A 17563-nucleotide genomic window follows, 5' to 3' on the forward strand; every position below is an offset into this window, starting at 1 on the left:
CAGATCGCCGGGGTCGGCCTGAAAAAGTTTCGCGAGGAACGAGCGAAAGTTTTTTGGCCGACCCCGGCGATCTGTGGTTGCCTCCGGCAGGCCGTACGGGGAACGAACCGACGCCCTTCCACCCCCGGGGGCCTGCCGCGCGGCGAGCGCCGCTTTTCATCAGTGCATCAGTGCAGACCAGCCGCCCACCCCTCAAGAACGCGGGCTTGCTCATGCAGCCTGTGCTCGTCAGTGCCCAACGGATCTTTGAAGAAGAAGGCCAACGCTTCCTGCACCCCCGACCTCCCCGCCGCATGCGCCGCAGCCAGCAACCTCGCCAGGTCGAGCACGAGTGGCGCGGCCAGCGAGGAGTCCAACCCCGTCCAGGTCGTCTGCAGCGTCATCCGCGCGCCCAGGAAGCCCTCGAACGACACGTGATCCCAAGCGGTCTTGTGCTCGCCGAGATCCGGCACGTAGTCGATGTGCAACGGCGCGGTGACGTCTTCACCCAGAAGCGAAGCCAACCCCCTTGCCTTCGACATGGACTTGCTCCGAGCATGACCCGGATCGGCAAGGGTCGCCCCGTCACCCCCACCCAGCAGGTTGGTGCCGGTCCAAGACCGCACTCTCAAAGCCCTAGCCACAAACATCGGAGCCAAGGCCGCCCGCAGCAGTGTCTCCCCAGTCTTGCCGTCCCGCCCTGCATACGGCACTCCCCTCCTAACCGCCAGTTCGTCCAGGGCGGGCAGTGCCACCCCCGTAGACGGGGTGAAGTCGGCAAAGGCGCAGCCCGCCCGAAAGGCGGCGTAAGCCACCAACGAGCTGGGCGGCAGCACAGCCCGACCAGGGACGCGCAACGCCTCTTCCAACGCCGCCAACGACTCAGGCCCCACCGTCACAGGCGGCTCGGTGGAAGCCACATTGACCACCACCACCCGACTCAACCGGTGCCTCGCCCGAAAGCCCTCGATGTCCTCAGCCAGCCTGCGGGCGGCGTCCGCCTGGCTACCGTTGTACGTACCCGGCTGGTAGCCGGGCAGGATCTCCGCGTCCACCGCGGCCAACTCATCCGACAACTCGGCGGCCAAGCCAGGCGGCAGAACCCCGTCACGCGCAAGCAACTCCGCCCGCTTCACCAAAGGCGTCGTCACCACATCATGGCCGCCAACGACAAACCCCTGCCAGGGCGGCAAAGGCGCGTCCAACAACTCGGTGACACACCCGACGGGCTCCACCAGCCCGGACCTCAACGCAAGCAGTCCGGTGATCGCGGTAGTGGCCACCGACCCCCGACCACCATTCAGCCACAACCCAACCCGCTCCGAAGCGCCCGCCACGTCAGCGCCCGCCACGTCAGCCCCCGCCACGTCACCCACCACGTCAGTCCCCAGCGGCGAAGGCCGCGTCGAACGACGCCGTAGGCGGGTCAAAAGCGTTCCGCCGCACGAAGTCCAACGCCTCCGGTGCCCCCACCAACCGGTCCATGCCGGCGTCCTCCCACTCCACACTCACCGGCCCGCTGTACCCGATCGTGTTGAGCATCCGGAACGCCCGTTCCCACGGCACGTCCCCACGCCCGGTGGACACGAAGTCCCACCCCCGGCGCGGGTCGCCCCACGGCAGGTGCGAGCCCATCCGCCCGTTGCGGCCGTCACCGACCTGGCGGCGGGCGTCCTTGCAGTCCACGTGGTAGATCCGGTCGCGGAAGTCCCACAGGAAACCGACCGGGTCCAGGTCCTGCCACACGAAGTGCGACGGGTCCCAGTTCAGGCCGAACGCGGGGCGGTGGCCGACGGCCTCCAGGGCCCGGGTCGTGGTCCAGTAGTCGTAGGCGATCTCAGACGGGTGAACCTCGTGCGCGAACCGCACCCCGACCTCGTCGAACACGTCCAGGATCGGGTTCCACCGGTCGGCGAAGTCCCGGTACCCGGCGTCCACCATCTCCGGCGGCACGGGCGGGAACATCGCGACCGTCTTCCAGATGGACGAGCCGGTGAAGCCCACGACCGTGTCCGCGCCCAGGCGCGCCGCGGCGCGGGCGGTCGCCTTCATCTCCTCGGCCGCGCGCCGGCGGACGCCCTCGGGTTCGCCGTCGCCCCAGATGCGCGCCGACAGGATGCCCTGGTGCCGCTGGTCGATCGGGTCGTCGCAGACGGCCTGGCCGGTGAGGTGGTTGGAGATCGTCCACACCTTGAGGTCGTGCTTGGCCAGCAGCGCGAGCCGGTCGGCGACGTACTCGTCGTCCTCGGCGGCCCGCCACGGGTCGAGGTGGTCGCCCCAGCAGGCCAGTTCCAGGCCGTCGTAACCCCAGCCGGCGGCCAGCCGCGCGACCTCCTCCAACGGCAGGTCGGCCCACTGGCCGGTGAACAACGTGATCGGACGTGCCATCGTCACTCCCCTACACGACTTGCGCTGGTCGAATCGCTCCCCTGAACGTCCTGCCAAGCACGGGAGGCGGCGCTCGCCTCGACGGCCGCCAGCACGCGCTGCAACCGCAGCCCGTCGCCGAACGACGGGCTCGGGTCGGTGCCGGCCGCGATCGCGTGGACGAAGTCCACCGCCTGGTGGGTGAACGCGTGCTCGTACCCCAGCACGTGCCCCGGCGGCCACCACGCGCCGACGTACGGGTGGTCGGGTTCGGTCACGACGATCCGGCGGAACCCGGCCACCGCCGCGTCCTCGCCACCGTCGAAGAAGTGCAGGACGTTCATGTCCTCGAAGTCGAACGCCACGCTGCCCGCCGAGCCGTTGACCTCGATCCGCAGGGCGTTCTTGCGGCCACTGGCGAACCGGGTGGCCTCGAACGACCCGAGCGCGCCGCCGGTGAAGCGGGCCAGGAACAGGGCGGCGTCGTCCACGGTGACCGGGCCCGTCCCATCGGACACGGCCGTGCCCGACAGGCCCGAGTGCGCCGCGGCCAACGGCCGTTCGGTCACGAAGGTCTCCATCGTCCCGCACACCTCGGCGATGGTGTCCCCGAGCACGAACTGGGCGGCGTCCACGATGTGCGCGCCGATGTCGCCCAACGCGCCCGACCCGGCCTTCTCCTTCTGCAACCGCCACGACAGCGGCGCGGCCGGGTCCACGATCCAGTCCTGGAGGTACTGCGCGCGCACGTGGTGGACGCGTCCGAGCCGACCTCGGGCCACCAGGTCGCGGGCCAGGCTCAACGCGGGCACGCGCCGGTAGGTGAACCCGACCATCGCCCGCACGCCCGACGCGGCGGCCCGCTCGGCCTCGGCCACCATCGCCTCGGCCTCGGCGACCGTGTTGGCCAGCGGTTTCTCGCACAGCACGTGCTTGCCCGCCGCCAGCGCCGCCACGGCGATCTCGGCGTGCGTGTCGCCGGGCGCGCAGATGTCCACCACGTCCACGTCGTCGCGCTCCACCACCACCCGCCAGTCGGTGACCGCCTCCGCCCAGCCCAGGCGGTCGGCAGCGGCCCGGGTGCGCCCGGGGTCCCGGCCGCACAGGACGGCCATCACCGGCCGCAAGGGCAGGTCGAAGAAGCGCGGGGCCACGCGCCACGCCTGGGAGTGCGCCGATCCCATGAACTCGTGGCCGATCATCGCAATGCGCAGTTCCGGTGTCATCACAATCCCCCAGGACTCAGGACTCGAAGGCCGCGGGCAGGTAGCGGTCGACGTTGTCCTTGGTGACGACCGGGGCGTACAGCTCGATCTGACGCGGGATCTCCACCTCGACCAGGTCGCCCAGGCTCTTGCCCTGCACCGCGAGCCGGGCCAGCCGGATGCCGTCCGCGCCCTGCGTGGACGGGTAGACCACGGTGGCCTTGTGCAGCCCGTTGTCCGCCTTGATCTCCCGCATCACGTTGGCCGACCCGGCACCTCCCACCAGGAAGAACTCGCTGCGCCCGGCGTTCTTGACCGCCGCGGTCACGCCGACGCCCTGGTCGTCGTCGTGGTTCCACACCGCGTCCAGGCGCGGCGCGGCCTGCAACAGGTTCGCGGCGGCCTTCTCCCCGCTCTCCACGGTGAACTCGGCGGCGACCCGGTTGGCGACCTTCAACCCGCACTCCCGCAGGGCGTCGGCGAAGCCCTTGCTGCGGTCCTGGGTCAGCGGCAACGAGTCGATGCCGGCGATCTCGGCGACCACGGCGTCCGCCTTGCCCTTGAGGCGCTCGCAGATGTAGGTGCCGGCGGAGACGCCCATGCCGTAGTTGTCCCCCAGCACGGTGGAGCGCGCGGCGAACGGGCTGTCGAACTCGCGGTCCACGTTGATCACCGGGATGCCGGCCTTCATCGCCTTGAGCGCGACCGGGGTCAGCGCCGCGCCGTCGAAGGGGAGCAGCACGATGGCGTCCACCTTGTCGTTGATGAACGTCTCCACCTGGCTGATCTGGAGGTTCACGTCGTTCGTGCCCTCGACCAGGCGCAGTTCGACGTCGGGGTACCTGGCCGCCTCCGCCTTGGCCGCGTTGGTGATGGCGGCCATCCAGCCGTGGTCGGCGGCGGGCGCGGAGAAGCCGATGACGACCTTCTCGCCCGGCTCGTCGTTGGCGACCTTCGCGCCGCCCTGCCCGGTCGTCCCGGACGGCGGCGCCGCGGTGTTGCCCGTGCACGCGGTGAGCGCCAGGAGCCCGGCGCAGGCGAGCAGGCGGACGAAAGCCCTGTGTGGCATGGGTGTGCTCCCGGAGTGTGTGGCGGTCGGGGTTCAGGCACTTCCTCGGCGGGTCAAGCGCCGCAGCGGGCCAGGCACCACCGCAGCGGGTCGGGCACCACCGCAGCGGGTCAAGCGCCGCCGCAACTGGTCAACCGCCGCCGCGACGGGCCAGCCGCTGCTGGAGGAGCACGGCGACCACGATGATCGCGCCCTTCGCGACGGCCTGGGCGGAGGTGGAGAGGTTGTTGAGGGTGAACACGTTCGACAGGGTGGTGAAGATCAGGACGCCGAACACGGTGCCCGCGATCGTGCCGCGCCCGCCGGAGAGCAGGGTCCCGCCGATCACCACGGCGGCGATCGCGTCCAGCTCGTACAGCGCCCCGTGGGTGGAGCTGCCGGTGGTGGTGCGGGCGATCAGCATGACCGCGGCGATGCCGCAGCACACGCCGAGCAGCGTGTAGAGGACGACGGTGTGCCGCCGCACGTCGATGCCCGCCAGGCGCGCGGCCTCCGGGTTGCCGCCGACGGCGAACGTGCGGCGGCCGAAGGTGGTGCGGTTGAGCAGCACCCAGCCGCCGGCGGCGACCAGGGCGAAGATCACCACCAGCACGGGCACGCCGAGCACCGACGCGTCGAAGAAGGCGGTGAAGCCGGGGACGTTGAGGATCTGCGTGCGGCGGTTGGAGATGATCTCGGCGAGGCCGCGGGCGGCGGCGAGCATGGCCAGGGTCGCGATGAACGCCACGATCCGCCCGTAGGCGACCAGCACCCCGTTGACCACGCCGCAGCCCGCGCCCACGGCCAGCGCGGTGAACACGACGACCAGCCAGTGCGTGTCGGTGGCCATGCCCTGGGTCGCGAGGGTGGTCGCCCAGACCGACGCCAGGGCGACGATCGCGCCCACCGACAGGTCGATGCCGCCGCCGGTGACCACGAACGTCATGCCGATGCTGACCACCCCGATCACCGAGGCCAGCCGCAGGATGGTGAGGACGTTGTCCAGGTCGGCGAACCGGTCCCCCGCCGTCGCGACGCCGACCAGGCACAGCAGGACCAGGGCGACGACCAGGCCGGTGTTGCGGCCGGGCGCGGAAGCCAGGAAGCGCCCGGCAGCCCGCGGCGCGGTGTCGGCGACCACGCGACGGTTCCCCTGACCGATCACGCGACGATTCCCTCCTTGACCGATCACGCGGCGGTTCCCTCCTTGACCGATCATGCGGCGGTTCCCTCCATGACCAGGTCCAGGACCCGGGACTCGTCGATCTCCTCGGCCGGCCCTTCGTGCACGACCACGCCCTCGCGCACCACCAGCACCCGGTCGGCCAGCCCGAGCACCTCCTCGATGTCGCTGGACACGACCACCACGGCCACGCCCCGCTCGGCCAGGTCGCGGACCAGCCGGTAGATCTCGCCGCGCGCGCCGACGTCCACGCCCCGGGTCGGCTCGTCCAGCAACAACACCCGGCAGCCGCGCAACAGCCACCGGGCGAGCACGACCTTCTGCTGGTTGCCGCCGGACAGCGCGCGCACCACCCGGTCCACATCGGACGGTCGGACGTCCAGCGAGGAGGTCAGTTCGGCGGACCGCGACCGCTCGGCCGCTTCGTCCAGGAACCCCAGGCGGGCGAACAGCGGCAGCGACGACACGGTGATGTTGCGGTAGACGGCCTGGTCCAGCAACAGCCCCTGGCTCTTGCGCTCCTCCGGGCACAGGCCGACCCCCGCCCGCACGGCCGCGCCGACACTGCCGGGCCGGAGCCGCCGCCCGCCGACCACGACCTCGCCCGCGGCCGGTTTTCGCGCCCCGTAGACGGCTTCGAGGATCTCGGAGCGCCCCGCCCCGACCAACCCGGCCAACCCGACCACCTCACCCGCGCGAACCACGAAGTCCACACCGGCGCGACCAGCCGAGTCGGCCCGTGACGAACCCGCGGCCGACTCCGCACGTGACGAGCCCGCAGCCACGTCGGCGCGTGACGTGCCCGCGGCCGAACCGCCCACCACCAGCCCGCCCACCACCAACCCGCGCACCACCAGCGCCTCAGGGGCATCCGCGGCCACCGGGCGGCGGGGCGGGTAGGCGTTGCGCGCCTCCCGGCCGGTCATGAGACGGATCAGTTCCGGCGTGCCGACCGCGCGGGCGTCGAGGCCGGTGGCGACCGTGCGGCCGTCCTTGAGCACGGTCACCCGGTCACCGATCTCGCGGATCTCCGCCAGCCGGTGCGAGATGTAGACGACGGCCACGCCGTGCGCGGTCAGCTCCCGCACCACGCCGAACAGCGTGCGCACCTCGTCCTGGTCCAGCACCGCGGACGGCTCGTCCAGCACCAGCAGCCTCGCGTCCCTCGACAGCGCGCGGGCCATGCTGACCACCTGTTGCCGCGCGGCCGGCAGCGAGCCCACGTCGCGGTCGGGCGGGATGTCCCGGTGGCCCAACCGCTCCAGCAGGGCACGGGTCCGGCGGCGCGTCTCGGCCCGGCGGGTGAAGCCGGCGGCGGACAGCTCGTGGCCCAGGAAGACGTTGTCCGCCACCGACAACCCCGGCACCAGGTCCAATTCCTGGTAGATGGTCGCCACGCCCGCGCGCATGGCGGCGGTCGGGTCGGGGAACGACACGACCTCGCCGAGCACGCGGATCTCGCCCTCGTCCGGGCGGTGCGCGCCGGCGAGCACCTTGATCAGGGTGGACTTGCCCGCGCCGTTCTGGCCCAGAAGGCAGTGCACCTCGCCCGCGCGCACGTCGAAGTCCACGCCGGCCAGGGCGGTGACCCCGGGGAACCGCTTGACCAGGCCCCGGACGGACAGCAGCGGTGCGGTCGTCATGGGTGTGCTCCACGTTGTTAGCGCTAACACCGGCGGGCCAGCGTAGCGCGGTCCCAAGCCACGCGACAGGGCATGGCGACTTTCGGACAGCGAAGCGATTCGACTCAGCGACGCGTTGTCCGTTCGACGGATGCGCGCGTAGCGTGCAGGGTCGGTCGAACCGGTTCGATGCCCCCTGCCGCGCATAGGGAAGGAAGTTCTGATGCGCCACCGATTGCGGAGGGCGGCCTCGATCCTCGGGGCCGCGTTGCTCGTGCTGGGGCTGAACGTCCCGGTCGCCTCGGCCCACCCGGAAGGCCTGCACGTCCTGCTTTTCAGCAAGACCGCCGCCGGCGCGTACCGCCACGACTCGATCCCGGCCGGCATCGCGATGTTCGAGCAGTTGGCGGCCGAACGCCAGTGGGAGTTGACGAAGACCGAGGACAGCAACGCCTTCACCAACGCCAACCTCGCCACCTACGACGTCATCGTGATGCTCCAGACCTCGGGCATGGTGTGGGACACCGACGCGCAGCGCGCCGCGATGCAGACGTACGTGCGCAACGGCGGTGGTGTGGTGGCCATCCACAACGCCACGGACATGAACATCGAGGCGCAGTTCCCGTGGTGGGACCAGTTCCTCGGCATGACCATGACCGCGCACTCGGCGATCGTGCAGGGCACGGCCAAGGTCGCGGACAAGAAGCACCCCTCGGGCACGGGCCTGCCGGACCGGTGGGTGCGCACCGAGGAGTGGTACAACTTCGACCGCAACGTCCGCGGCAACGCCCACGTCCTGGTCACCGCCGACGAGACCACCTACAACCCGGGCGCGAACGCGATGGGCGCGGACCACCCGATCTCGTGGTGCCGCAACTTCGAGGGCGGCCGGCTGTGGGCGACCGCCATGGGCCACCAGGCCTCCGCCTACTCCGAACCGCTCTTCCGCTCGCACGTCGCGGGCGGTGTGGAGAGCGCGGGCGGGAAGGTCGCGGCCGACTGCGGCCCGACGGTGTGGGGCAGTTTCGAGAAGGTCGCGCTGGACGAGACCACGATCGCGCCCGGCGCGGTGGACGTGGCCCCGGACGGCCGGGCGTTCTTCACCGAGTACGGCGGCAAGCTCAAGATCTTCAAGCCGGACACCCGCACCACCGTCACCGCCGCCACGCTCAACGTCTACGGCAGCGGCCAGAACTCCGAGGACGGGCTCACCGGCCTGGCCCTGGACCCCGACTTCGCCACCACCCGCTGGATCTACCTCATGTACTCGCCGGGCGACAGCACCGAGCAGGCGGCGCGGGTCTCCCGGTTCACCATGAACGGCGACACCCTCGACCGGTCCAGTGAGAAGGTCCTGCTCACCGTGCCCGCCTGGCGCGAGAACGAACCGGGCCACACCGGCGGGTACCTGGCGTTCGGCCCCGGCAAGAACCTCTACATCGGCGTCGGTGACGACGTGAACCCGTTCGCCTCGGACGGGTACGCCCCGATCGACGAGCGCTCGGGTCGCAAGTGGTGGGACGCGCAGGGCACCGCGGCCAACACCAACGACCTGCGCGGCAAGATCCTGCGCATCCACCCCGAGAGCGGCGGCACGTACACGATCCCGTCGGGCAACATGTTCGCCCCCGGCACGGCCAAGACCCGGCCGGAGATCTACGCGATGGGCTTCCGCAACCCGTTCCGCTTCAGCGTCCACCCGACCACGGGCGCGATCTACGTGGCCGACTACGGCCCCGACGCGGGCGCGGACAACGCCAACCGCGGCCCCGGCGGGATCGTGGAGTGGAACATCGTGAAGTCGCCGGGCAACTACGGCTGGCCGTACTGCATCGGCAACAACACCCCGTTCAACGACTACGACTTCGCCACCGGCACCTCGGGCGCGAAGTTCAACTGCGCGGCACCCACCAACACCTCGCCCAACAACACCGGCCTCACGACGTTGCCGGCGGCGCGGGCGGCGGACGTCTGGTACGGCAACAGCGCGAGCGAGGGCCGCAAGTTCCCCGAGCTGGGCGACGGCGGTGAAGCCCCGATGGCGTTCCCGATCTACCAGTACAACGCCAACAATCCGTCGCAGACCAAATTCCCGGCGTACTTCGACAACACGCCGTTCATGGGCGAGTGGGCGCGCAACCGGATCTGGGAGTTCCGCACGGATTCCAGCGGGAACCTGTTGAAGATCAACAACTTCCTGTCGAACATGTCGTTCGCCTCGCCCATGGACATGAAGTTCGGACCGGACGGCTCGATGTACCTGCTCACCTGGGGCACGGGTTGGGACGACCATGTCCACCTGCCCGGGGCGGGGTTGTTCCGGATCGACTACAACGCCGGTGAGCGCAGCCCCATCGCACAGGCCTCGGCCACCCCGTCGTCCGGTGGGACGCCGTTGACGGTGGCGTTCTCCAGCGCGGGCTCCCGCGACCCGGAAGGCGGAGCGCTGACCTACCGGTGGACGTTCGGCGACGGCGGCACGTCCACCACCGCCAGCCCGACGCACACCTACACCACGTCCGGCACGTTCAACGTCCAGTTGACGGTGACCGACCCGACCGGCAAGACGGGAACGGCGAACCTGACGGTGACCTCGGGCAACACCGCGCCCACGGTCCGGTTCACCGGCCCGGTGGACGGCGGCATGTTCGGCTGGGGCGACACCATCCCCTACGGGGTGGCGGTCACCGACGCCGAGGACGGCACGATCGACTGCACACGGGTGACCACCCAGCCCAACATCGGCCACGACTCGCACAAACACCCGTTGGGCAGCCCGATCACCGGGTGCTCGGGGAGTTTCCGGGCCGAGGCGGACACCGAGCACCAGAACGGCAACGCGCACGTCATCCTCTCGTCGGAGTACACCGACAACGGCGGCAACGGGCTGCCGGCGCTGAAGGGTGGCGCGAGCTTGGTGTTGCAGCCCAAGCGCAAGCAGGCCGAGCACTTCACCGGGTCGTCCGGGGTGCGGGTGGTGGCGCAGTCCGGGGCCGAGTCCGGCGGGCGCGTGGGCGACATCTCGAACAACGACTGGATCTCGTTCAGGCCGGTCAACTTCACCGGGATCAACCAGGTGTCGTTCAAGGTGTCGTCACCTTCGGGCGGCGGGTCGATCGAACTGCGAGCGGGCTCGCCCACGGGGACGCTGATCGCGTCGGCGTCGGTGACCTCGACCGGCGGATGGGACAACTACGTCAGCCTGCCCGCGGTGAACGTGACCCGGCCCGCGGGGACGGTCGAGCTGTTCGTGGTGTTCAAGACGCCGTCGAACAACAGCTTCGACCTCGACTCGATCAGTTACGTCGGGCCGGGCGTCGGGAGCGGCGGGTCGGCGGCGAGGCAGATCGTCGGCGTGGGCGGCAAGTGCGTGGACGTGAACGGTTCGTCCACGGTGGACGGTGCGCGGGTCCAGCTGTGGACGTGCAACAGCGGCGCGAACCAGCAGTGGGCGCAGACCGGTTCGACCCTCCAGGCACTGGGCAAGTGCATGGACGCCGCGGGCACGGCGGACGGCAGCGTCGTGCGGCTGTGGACGTGCAACGGTACGTCGGCGCAGACCTGGTCGGTGCAGTCGGACGGCACGATCCGCAACGGCACGAAGTGCCTGGACGCCACCGGCGGCAGCTCAGCCGACGGGACGCAGTTGATCGTGTGGACGTGCAACGGCGGCACGAACCAGCGGTGGACCTTGCGCTAACACCAAAGGCGACGCCACCGGCCCACCGGTGGCGTCGCCTTTGCGCGCGCGGGTCCGGCCCCCACCTGCGGAGGGTGCCGGCCGCGGTCAGGCCGGCCCGTAGTCGAACCACTCGAACGACGCGCTGCCCTCGGTGACGTACATGCCGATGACCCGCCCGGTGAAGCCCGTGGCGACCTCCGTGGACAGGTAGCGGCCGTCGAGTTCGCACAGCCGCGTGCCGTTCACGTGGAAGCCGACCAGGTCCGGGCCGAGGTGCCCGTCGTCCGGCTCCGGCAGGCGGGTGGTCACGGCCAGGGTCACCGGACCCGCTGGGACGTCCGCGCCGGCCACGGTCTGGCGCAGCGGCCCGATGCGTGCCACGACCTCGACCCGGCCCGCCGCGACCTCGACGTCGTAGTGGTGGGTCTCGTCCAGGCGCACCGACAGGCCCGCCCGGCCGGTGCCGGGGTCCACCAGCGTCGCGGCGCGGCACTCCTGGTGCTGTTGGCGGCGGCCGATGAAGGTGTGGCCCGGTTCGTCCAGGGTCGGGCCGGTGGCGTGCAGGGTCAGCCGGCCGGGGGGCTCGGTCAGCGACCACGACCCGGCGGGGCGGGACCGCGGCGAGATCCACTCGGGGCCGAGGTCGGGCCCGGTGAACTCGTCGCGGACCGGTGGCGGGTCGAGCGGGTGCCACGGGGTCGGGGCGCGTTCGGTGAGTTCGACCGGGCCGACCCGGGGCCAGCCGTCCACCCACTCGACCGGGGTCAGGAACGTTTCCCTGCCCAGCACGTGGAAACCGGGCGTGAAGCCGCGCGGACGCGTGGCCAGCAGCACCATCCACCACTCGCCGTCGGGGGTGGACACCAGGTCCGCGTGGCCGGTGCTCTGGACGGGCCGGTCGGTGCCGCGGTGGGTCAGGATCGGGTTGTGCGGCGCGGGTTCGTAGGGGCCGCGGGGCGAGCGGGCGCGGGCGATCGCGACGGTGTGGCCGCGTTCGGTGCCGCCCTCGGCGATCATGAGGTACCACCAGTCGCCGATCCGGTACAGGTGGGGCGCTTCGGGCCATTGCAGGCCGGTGCCCGACCAGATCGGCCACGGGCCTTCCAACACCTCGCCCGCCAGCGGGTCGATGCGCGCGACCTGGACGCCTTGGAAGGCGCACCAGCAGTTGCCGTCCTCGTCCCACGCCAGGTCCGGGTCGATGCCCGGGAGGTCGATCCACACCGGGTCCGACCACGGCCCGGCGGGGTCGGTGGCGGTGACGATGAAGTTGCCGCCGTGCGAGACGTTGGTGGTGATCATGTAGAACAGGCCGTCGTGGTGCCGGATGGTCGGCGCGTAGATGCCGCGCGAGGCCACCGCGTCGGCCGGTAGCGGCAGTTGCTCGGGCCGGTCCAGGACGTTGCCGATCTGCCGCCAGTGCACGAGGTCCCGGCTGTGCAGCACCGGCACGCCGGGGAAGTACTCGAAGCTGGAGCACACCAGGTAGTAGTCGTCGCCGACCCGGCACACGCTCGGGTCGGGGAAGAAACCCCCGACCACCGGGTTGTCGAACTTCCGCGTCACGATCCGCCTCCGGGTCAGCCTTTGAACGCGCCGTCGAGGATGCCCGCGACCATCCGCCTGCCGACGAACACGAACAGCAGCAGCAGGGGCACGGTCGCGAGGAACGAGCCGGACATGGCCAGCCCGAGGTCGATGTCGTAGCTGTTCTGCAACGCCTTGATGGCGATCTGCGCGGTGAACCGCTCCGGCGACTTGAGCACGATGAACGGCCACAGGAAGTCGTTCCACGCCGTCACGAACCCGAACAGCCCCAGGACGAACGCCGCCGGCCGCACGATCGGGAACACGATGCGCCAGAACACCTGCCACGTCGACGCGCCGTCGAGGTAGGCGGCCTGCATCAGCTCGTCGCTGATCGTGGACACGATGTGCTGGCGCATCCAGAAGATCCCGAACGCGCTCGCCAGGCCCGGCACCACCAGCGCCTGGAGCGTGTCCACCCAGCCCAGCTCGGACATGATCAGGTACTGCGGGATCACCGCGAGCTGCGTGGGCACGGTCATGGTCAGCAGCACGACCAGGAACAGCACACCCCGCCCGGGGAAGCGCAGCTTGGCGAAGGCGAACCCGGCCAGCGCGCACAGCAGCGCCTGCCCCACGCCGATGGTCGTGGCCACCGCGAGGCTGTTCAGGATGGACTGCAGGAACGGGACGGTGCTGAACACCAGCCCGGCCAGGTGGAAGAAGTTCCCGCCCGGCACGATCTCCGGCGGCATCCGCGTGGCGGCGGCGGTGTCGGTGGTGGCCACCACGAACATCCAGTACAGCGGGAACAACGACACCACCGCCGCGCCGCCCAGCACCGCGTACTGCCACCAGCGGACCTTGTTGTGGCGTGCGCTCATCGGTCCGCCCTGATCCGGCTCGACAGCACGTAGTTGACCGCGGCGACGACCACGACCATGACGAACAGCGCCACGCCGACCGCCGAGCCGTAGCCGAACTCGTAGCGGCCGAAGCCCAGTTCGTAGAGCAGGAGCGTGAGCGTCTGGCACTGCCGGACCGCGCCGCAGGTCAACGACGTGCCGGGCGAGACCAGCAGCGGTTCGGTGAAGATCTGCAGGCCGCCGATGGTGGAGGTGATGACGGTGAAGATGATCACCGGCCGCAGCGCCGGGACGGTGATGTGCCGGAACCGCTGCCACCCGCCCGCGCCGTCGATGGCGGCGGACTCGTAGACGTCGCGCGGCACCGCCTGCAAGGAGGCCAGGTAGAGCAGCGTGGTGTAGCCGAACCACCGCCACGTCACCATGGCCGCGATCACGACGTGGCTGCCCCACGTGGTCTGCACGAAGTCCACCGGGTCGATGCCGACCAGGCCGAGCAGCCAGTTGAGCAGGCCGAAGTCGCGGTCGAACAGCTGCGCGAACACGATCGCCGTGGCCGCCACCGACGTCACGTACGGCACGAGCACGGACATGCGGAAGAACAACGCGAACCGCAGCCGGGCGTGGTTGAGCAGGTGGGCCAGCAGCAGGGCGAGGAACAGTTGGGGCACGGTGGACAGGAACCAGATGCTCACCGTGTTGCGGGCGGCGTTCCAGAACCTCGGGTCGTCCAGCATGCGGGTGAAGTTGTCCACGCCGATGAACGTGTGCTCGCCGATCGGGTTCCAGTCGAACAGTGCCACGTAGAAGGTGAACAGGAACGGGAACAGCCCGAACACCGCGAACAGCACGAAGAACGGCGCGATGTAGGCGTAGGGGGCCAGCCGCTCCCGCAGCGGCGTGCCGGCGCTGCGGGAGGGCGGGTCGGCGGGTTCGACGGGGACGGGCGCCAGGGCGGTGGTCACGCCGGACCTCACTTGCCGATGGCGGTCTTGATGTTGCGCACGGCGTCGTCCCACGCCGTGGCCGGGTTGCCGTTGTTCTGCTCGACGTTGGTGATGGCGTTGAGGAACTCGGTGCCGATGGTGGTGCTGTCCGGTCCGATGTAGAACGGCTTGAGGCCCAGCAGGGACTGCGGGTAGAGGGTGCCGATCGGCGCGTCGGAGAAGAACGGCTCGGTGCGCGCGGTCAGCTTCGGGTCCTGGTAGACCGACGGCGTGGTGGGCAGCGCGCCCGAGGTCACGAAGTGGTCGAGTTGGCTCTGCGGCGACTGCATGGTGCGGATGTAGTCCCACGCGGCCTGCGGGTTCTTGGCGCGCGCGGGGATGGCCAGGTAGCTGCCGCCCCAGTTGCCCGACCGGCCCGGCACCGCGGCGAGGTCCCACTTGCCGGCGGTGGCGGGGGCGTTGCTGCGGATGCTGTTGAGCATCCAGGACGGGGCGGCGAGCACGGCGAACCCGCTCTGCGCCATCGCGGCGCTCCAGCCTTCGGCGAACGACGACTGCTTGGCGGTGATGCCCGCCTGCGCGGCCTTGATGCCCAGGTCGAAGGCGGCCTTGACCTGCGGGTTGGTCGAGTAGACCAGTTCGCGCTTGTCGTCGTAGTACTTCTGGGTGCCCTGGTTGACCGCCTGGTAGAAGACGCTGGTGGCGGCGTTGTCCACGAACGGCTTGCCGGTCTTGGCGGTGTAGCGCTTGCCGGTCTCGATGAACGCGTCCCAGTCCGGCCACAGCTTGCCGACCGACTCGCGGTCGGTGGGCAGCCCGGCTTCGGCGAACAGGTCGGTGCGGTAGGCCATGGCCATGCCGCCGACGTCGGTGGGGATGCCGAGGATCTGGCCGTCCTTGGCGACGCTCTGCGCCATGACCCAGTCGAGGTAGTCGCCCTTGATGGCGTCCGCGCCGAGGGTCTTGAGGTCCACGAAGTTCTGCGGCTGCTCCACGAACTTGGGCAGGTCGTCGCCCTGGATCAGCACCAGGTCGGGCACCTTGCCGCCGGCCAGCGCGGTGGTCAGCGCCTGCGCGGTCTCCTGGGCGTTGCCGACCTCGGTCAGCTTGACCTCGACCTCGGGGCGTTTCTGCTTGTAGGCCTCGACCGAGGCCTTCTGGTTGATGGCGCTGAACGACCAGAACTCGAACGACTTCCCGTCACCGCCGCCGCCCGCCCCACCCCCCGGTGAGCACGCGGTGGTCAGCAGCACCGCGGCGACGATGGCGCGGAGTTTCATGGATGCCTCCAGACCGATGCGGGACGGCTTCGAAATATTCGACTGATAGCCGGAATCTTTCGGCACGGACGGTAGGCCGCCGATCACCGCACCGTCAAGGACTTGCGCAAACAGGCTGAAACGTTTCGAGGGCTACACTCGGCGGCATGAGCCGGGCGCGCCGACCGAACACCGCAGCCGACGAGCCGGTCGGCGCGACGATCAGCCAGCTCGCCGCGCTCGCCGGGGTCTCCGTGGCCACGATCTCCAAGGTGGTCAACGGCCACCCGGACGTCTCGCCGGACACGCGGGCGTCGGTCGAGGACGTCATCCGCGAGCACGGCTACCGCCGCAAGCGCCGCGCCACCCGCGCCACCCTGGTCGAGGTCGTGCTGCACGCCATCGAGGGCGACTACGCCACCGAGATGATCAACGGCGTCGCCCGCGTCGCCGGCGCGCACGGGCTGGCCGTCGCGGTGTCCGAGCTGCACGGCCTGCACACGCCCGACCGGGACTGGATCGAGGGCGTGCTGGCCCGCCGCCCGGCCGGGGTGGTCGCGGTGTTCTCCGGCCCCACGCCCGCGCAACAGGAGCGGCTGCGCAGCCGCGGCATCCCGATCGTGCTGGTCGACCCGACCGACGAGCCCGGCAAGGACGTGTGGTCGGTGGGCACCAGCAACTGGAGCGGCGGCCTGGCGGCGACGCGGCACCTGCTCGAACTGGGGCACCGGCGGATCGCGACGATCACCGGGTCCCCGCGGATGCTCTCCGCCCGCGCCCGCCTGGACGGCTACCGCGCGGCCCTGGACACCGCGGGCGTCCCGGTCGACCCGGCGCTGATCCGCCAGGGCGAGTTCCAGATCGCCGACGGCCGGCGGCACACCCGCGACCTGCTGCGCCTGCCCGACCCGCCGACCGCGGTCGTGGCGTGCAACGACGGGACCGCGCTGGGGGCGTACCAGGCGGCGCACGAGGCCGGCCGGCGCATCCCCGAGGACCTGAGCGTGGTCGGGTTCGACGACCTGCCCTCCAGCCGCGAGATGATCCCGCCGCTGACCACGGTCCGCCAGCCGCTGCGCGAGATGGCCGCCGCGGCGACCGAGGTGATCGTGGCGCTGTCGCAGGGCGAGCCGCCCCGACAGCACCGCCTGGTGCTGGCCACGGACCTCGTCGTGCGCGCGAGCACCGCCCCGCCGGCGCGCTGACCGCCGAACGTTTCGGTCGCCGGGACTCCGCGTACGGACCTGCGCATTTCGCTCTTGTGAGCGAAAACGTTCGATGCAACACTCCGAGACGCTCGCCGAAACTACCGCCGAAGTTTCGAAACTCGGCGAGGCTCGCACACCACGCACACCCGTCGGGTGTCCTCCAGAAGGTGTCACACATGAAGCTGACAGCGACGTCAGTGTCACGAGCCGCGCTCGTGACCGCTTTGGTGGCCACCACCGCCGGCGCGGTGGTCCTCTCGGCCACGTCGGCCTCGGCGGCGACCACGCTCGGCGCGTCGGCGGCGCAGACCGGCCGGTACTTCGGCACCGCCGTCGCCGCGGGCAGGCTCGGCGACTCGACCTACGTCGGCATCCTCAACCGCGAGTTCGACATGGTCACCGCCGAGAACGAGATGAAGATCGACGCGACCGAGCCGAACCAGAACCAGTTCAGCTACGGCAACGCCGACCGCATCGTGAACCTGGCGCGGTCGCAGGGCAAGCGGGTCCGCGGGCACACGCTGGCCTGGCACTCGCAGCAGCCCGCGTGGATGCAGCGCCTGGAAGGCTCCGCCCTGCGTTCGGCGATGCTCAACCACGTCACGAAGGTCGCCCAGTACTACGCGGGCAAGATCTACGCCTGGGACGTGGTCAACGAAGCGTTCGAGGA

13 protein-coding genes are annotated in these 17563 nt (G+C 70.6%); 3 read left to right on the plus strand and 10 right to left on the minus strand.

Going from position 1 to position 17563, the window contains the following annotated elements; all coding sequences use genetic code 11:
* Positions 1–167 precede the first annotated feature (167 nt).
* The 6 genes from AB0A74_RS39585 to AB0A74_RS39610 form a co-directional block, all read right to left on the minus strand.
* On the minus strand, positions 168–1289 hold the full coding sequence (locus AB0A74_RS39585; protein ID WP_358257918.1) for an inositol-3-phosphate synthase: 1122 nt from the start codon (positions 1287–1289) through the stop codon (positions 168–170).
* Between the two features lie 70 nt (positions 1290–1359).
* A complete protein-coding gene (locus AB0A74_RS39590; RefSeq protein ID WP_358257896.1) occupies positions 1360–2367 on the minus strand; it encodes a sugar phosphate isomerase/epimerase family protein in 1008 nt (335 codons plus the stop codon).
* 2 nt (positions 2368–2369) lie between these two features.
* Positions 2370–3572: a Gfo/Idh/MocA family oxidoreductase gene (locus tag AB0A74_RS39595; protein WP_358257898.1), complete on the minus strand. Its 1203-nt coding sequence runs from the start codon at positions 3570–3572 to the stop codon at positions 2370–2372.
* A 16-nt stretch (positions 3573–3588) separates the two neighbouring features.
* Entirely contained in the window at positions 3589–4620 is a 1032-nt protein-coding gene (locus AB0A74_RS39600) for a substrate-binding domain-containing protein (protein ID WP_358257900.1), read from the minus strand.
* A 130-nt stretch (positions 4621–4750) separates the two neighbouring features.
* Complete coding sequence (locus tag AB0A74_RS39605; protein WP_358257920.1) at positions 4751–5701, minus strand: ABC transporter permease; 951 nt, start codon at positions 5699–5701, stop codon at positions 4751–4753.
* A gap of 113 nt (positions 5702–5814) precedes the next feature.
* Positions 5815–7425, minus strand: coding sequence for a sugar ABC transporter ATP-binding protein (locus AB0A74_RS39610; protein WP_358257902.1), 1611 nt, complete (start codon positions 7423–7425; stop codon positions 5815–5817).
* Between the two features lie 202 nt (positions 7426–7627).
* Here AB0A74_RS39610 and AB0A74_RS39615 point away from each other — a divergent pair, with 202 nt between their 5' ends.
* Complete coding sequence (locus AB0A74_RS39615) at positions 7628–11104, plus strand: ThuA domain-containing protein (protein WP_358257904.1); 3477 nt, start codon at positions 7628–7630, stop codon at positions 11102–11104.
* 87 nt (positions 11105–11191) lie between these two features.
* Here AB0A74_RS39615 and AB0A74_RS39620 read toward each other — a convergent pair whose 3' ends face one another.
* Genes AB0A74_RS39620 through AB0A74_RS39635 form a run of 4 tightly spaced genes read right to left on the minus strand, consistent with a single transcriptional unit; the run spans position 11192 to position 15706 of the window.
* Complete coding sequence (locus AB0A74_RS39620) at positions 11192–12652, minus strand: glycoside hydrolase family 43 protein (RefSeq protein ID WP_358257906.1); 1461 nt, start codon at positions 12650–12652, stop codon at positions 11192–11194.
* A 14-nt stretch (positions 12653–12666) separates the two neighbouring features.
* Positions 12667–13497 carry a carbohydrate ABC transporter permease gene (locus AB0A74_RS39625; protein ID WP_358257908.1) on the minus strand — a complete coding sequence of 277 codons (831 nt, stop codon included), beginning with the start codon at positions 13495–13497 and terminating at the stop codon, positions 12667–12669.
* On the minus strand, positions 13494–14444 hold the full coding sequence (locus tag AB0A74_RS39630; protein ID WP_358257910.1) for a sugar ABC transporter permease: 951 nt from the start codon (positions 14442–14444) through the stop codon (positions 13494–13496). Before AB0A74_RS39630 ends, AB0A74_RS39625 begins: the two co-directional genes overlap by 4 nt.
* An 8-nt stretch (positions 14445–14452) precedes the next feature.
* Entirely contained in the window at positions 14453–15706 is a 1254-nt protein-coding gene (locus tag AB0A74_RS39635; protein ID WP_358257912.1) for an extracellular solute-binding protein, read from the minus strand.
* Positions 15707–15852: 146 nt separating this feature from the next.
* Here AB0A74_RS39635 and AB0A74_RS39640 point away from each other — a divergent pair, with 146 nt between their 5' ends.
* Together AB0A74_RS39640 and AB0A74_RS39645 are read left to right on the plus strand one after the other, a co-directional pair.
* Positions 15853–16890 carry a LacI family DNA-binding transcriptional regulator gene (locus tag AB0A74_RS39640; RefSeq protein WP_358257914.1) on the plus strand — a complete coding sequence of 346 codons (1038 nt, stop codon included), beginning with the start codon at positions 15853–15855 and terminating at the stop codon, positions 16888–16890.
* A gap of 179 nt (positions 16891–17069) precedes the next feature.
* Positions 17070–17563, plus strand: a 494-nt coding sequence (locus AB0A74_RS39645; RefSeq protein ID WP_358257916.1) for an endo-1,4-beta-xylanase, incomplete at its 3' end; no start/stop codon positions are given.

This window comes from Saccharothrix sp. NPDC042600 (genome assembly GCF_040647305.1).
Taxonomy (GTDB): Bacteria; Actinomycetota; Actinomycetes; order Mycobacteriales; family Pseudonocardiaceae; genus Actinosynnema; species Actinosynnema mutabilis.

What these genes read in the sequence shown, in the direction of transcription:
- AB0A74_RS39590 (WP_358257896.1), bottom strand. Translation starts at nt 2,367, where the DNA reads ATGGCACGTCCGATCACGTTGTTCACCGGCCAGTGGGCCGACCTGCCG.
- AB0A74_RS39595 (WP_358257898.1), bottom strand. Translation starts at nt 3,572, where the DNA reads ATGACACCGGAACTGCGCATTGCGATGATCGGCCACGAGTTCATGGGA.
- AB0A74_RS39600 (WP_358257900.1), bottom strand. Translation starts at nt 4,620, where the DNA reads ATGCCACACAGGGCTTTCGTCCGCCTGCTCGCCTGCGCCGGGCTCCTG.
- AB0A74_RS39610 (WP_358257902.1), bottom strand. Translation starts at nt 7,425, where the DNA reads ATGACGACCGCACCGCTGCTGTCCGTCCGGGGCCTGGTCAAGCGGTTC.
- AB0A74_RS39615 (WP_358257904.1), top strand. Translation starts at nt 7,628, where the DNA reads ATGCGCCACCGATTGCGGAGGGCGGCCTCGATCCTCGGGGCCGCGTTG.
- AB0A74_RS39625 (WP_358257908.1), bottom strand. Translation starts at nt 13,497, where the DNA reads ATGAGCGCACGCCACAACAAGGTCCGCTGGTGGCAGTACGCGGTGCTG.
- AB0A74_RS39635 (WP_358257912.1), bottom strand. Translation starts at nt 15,706, where the DNA reads ATGAAACTCCGCGCCATCGTCGCCGCGGTGCTGCTGACCACCGCGTGC.
- AB0A74_RS39640 (WP_358257914.1), top strand. Translation starts at nt 15,853, where the DNA reads ATGAGCCGGGCGCGCCGACCGAACACCGCAGCCGACGAGCCGGTCGGC.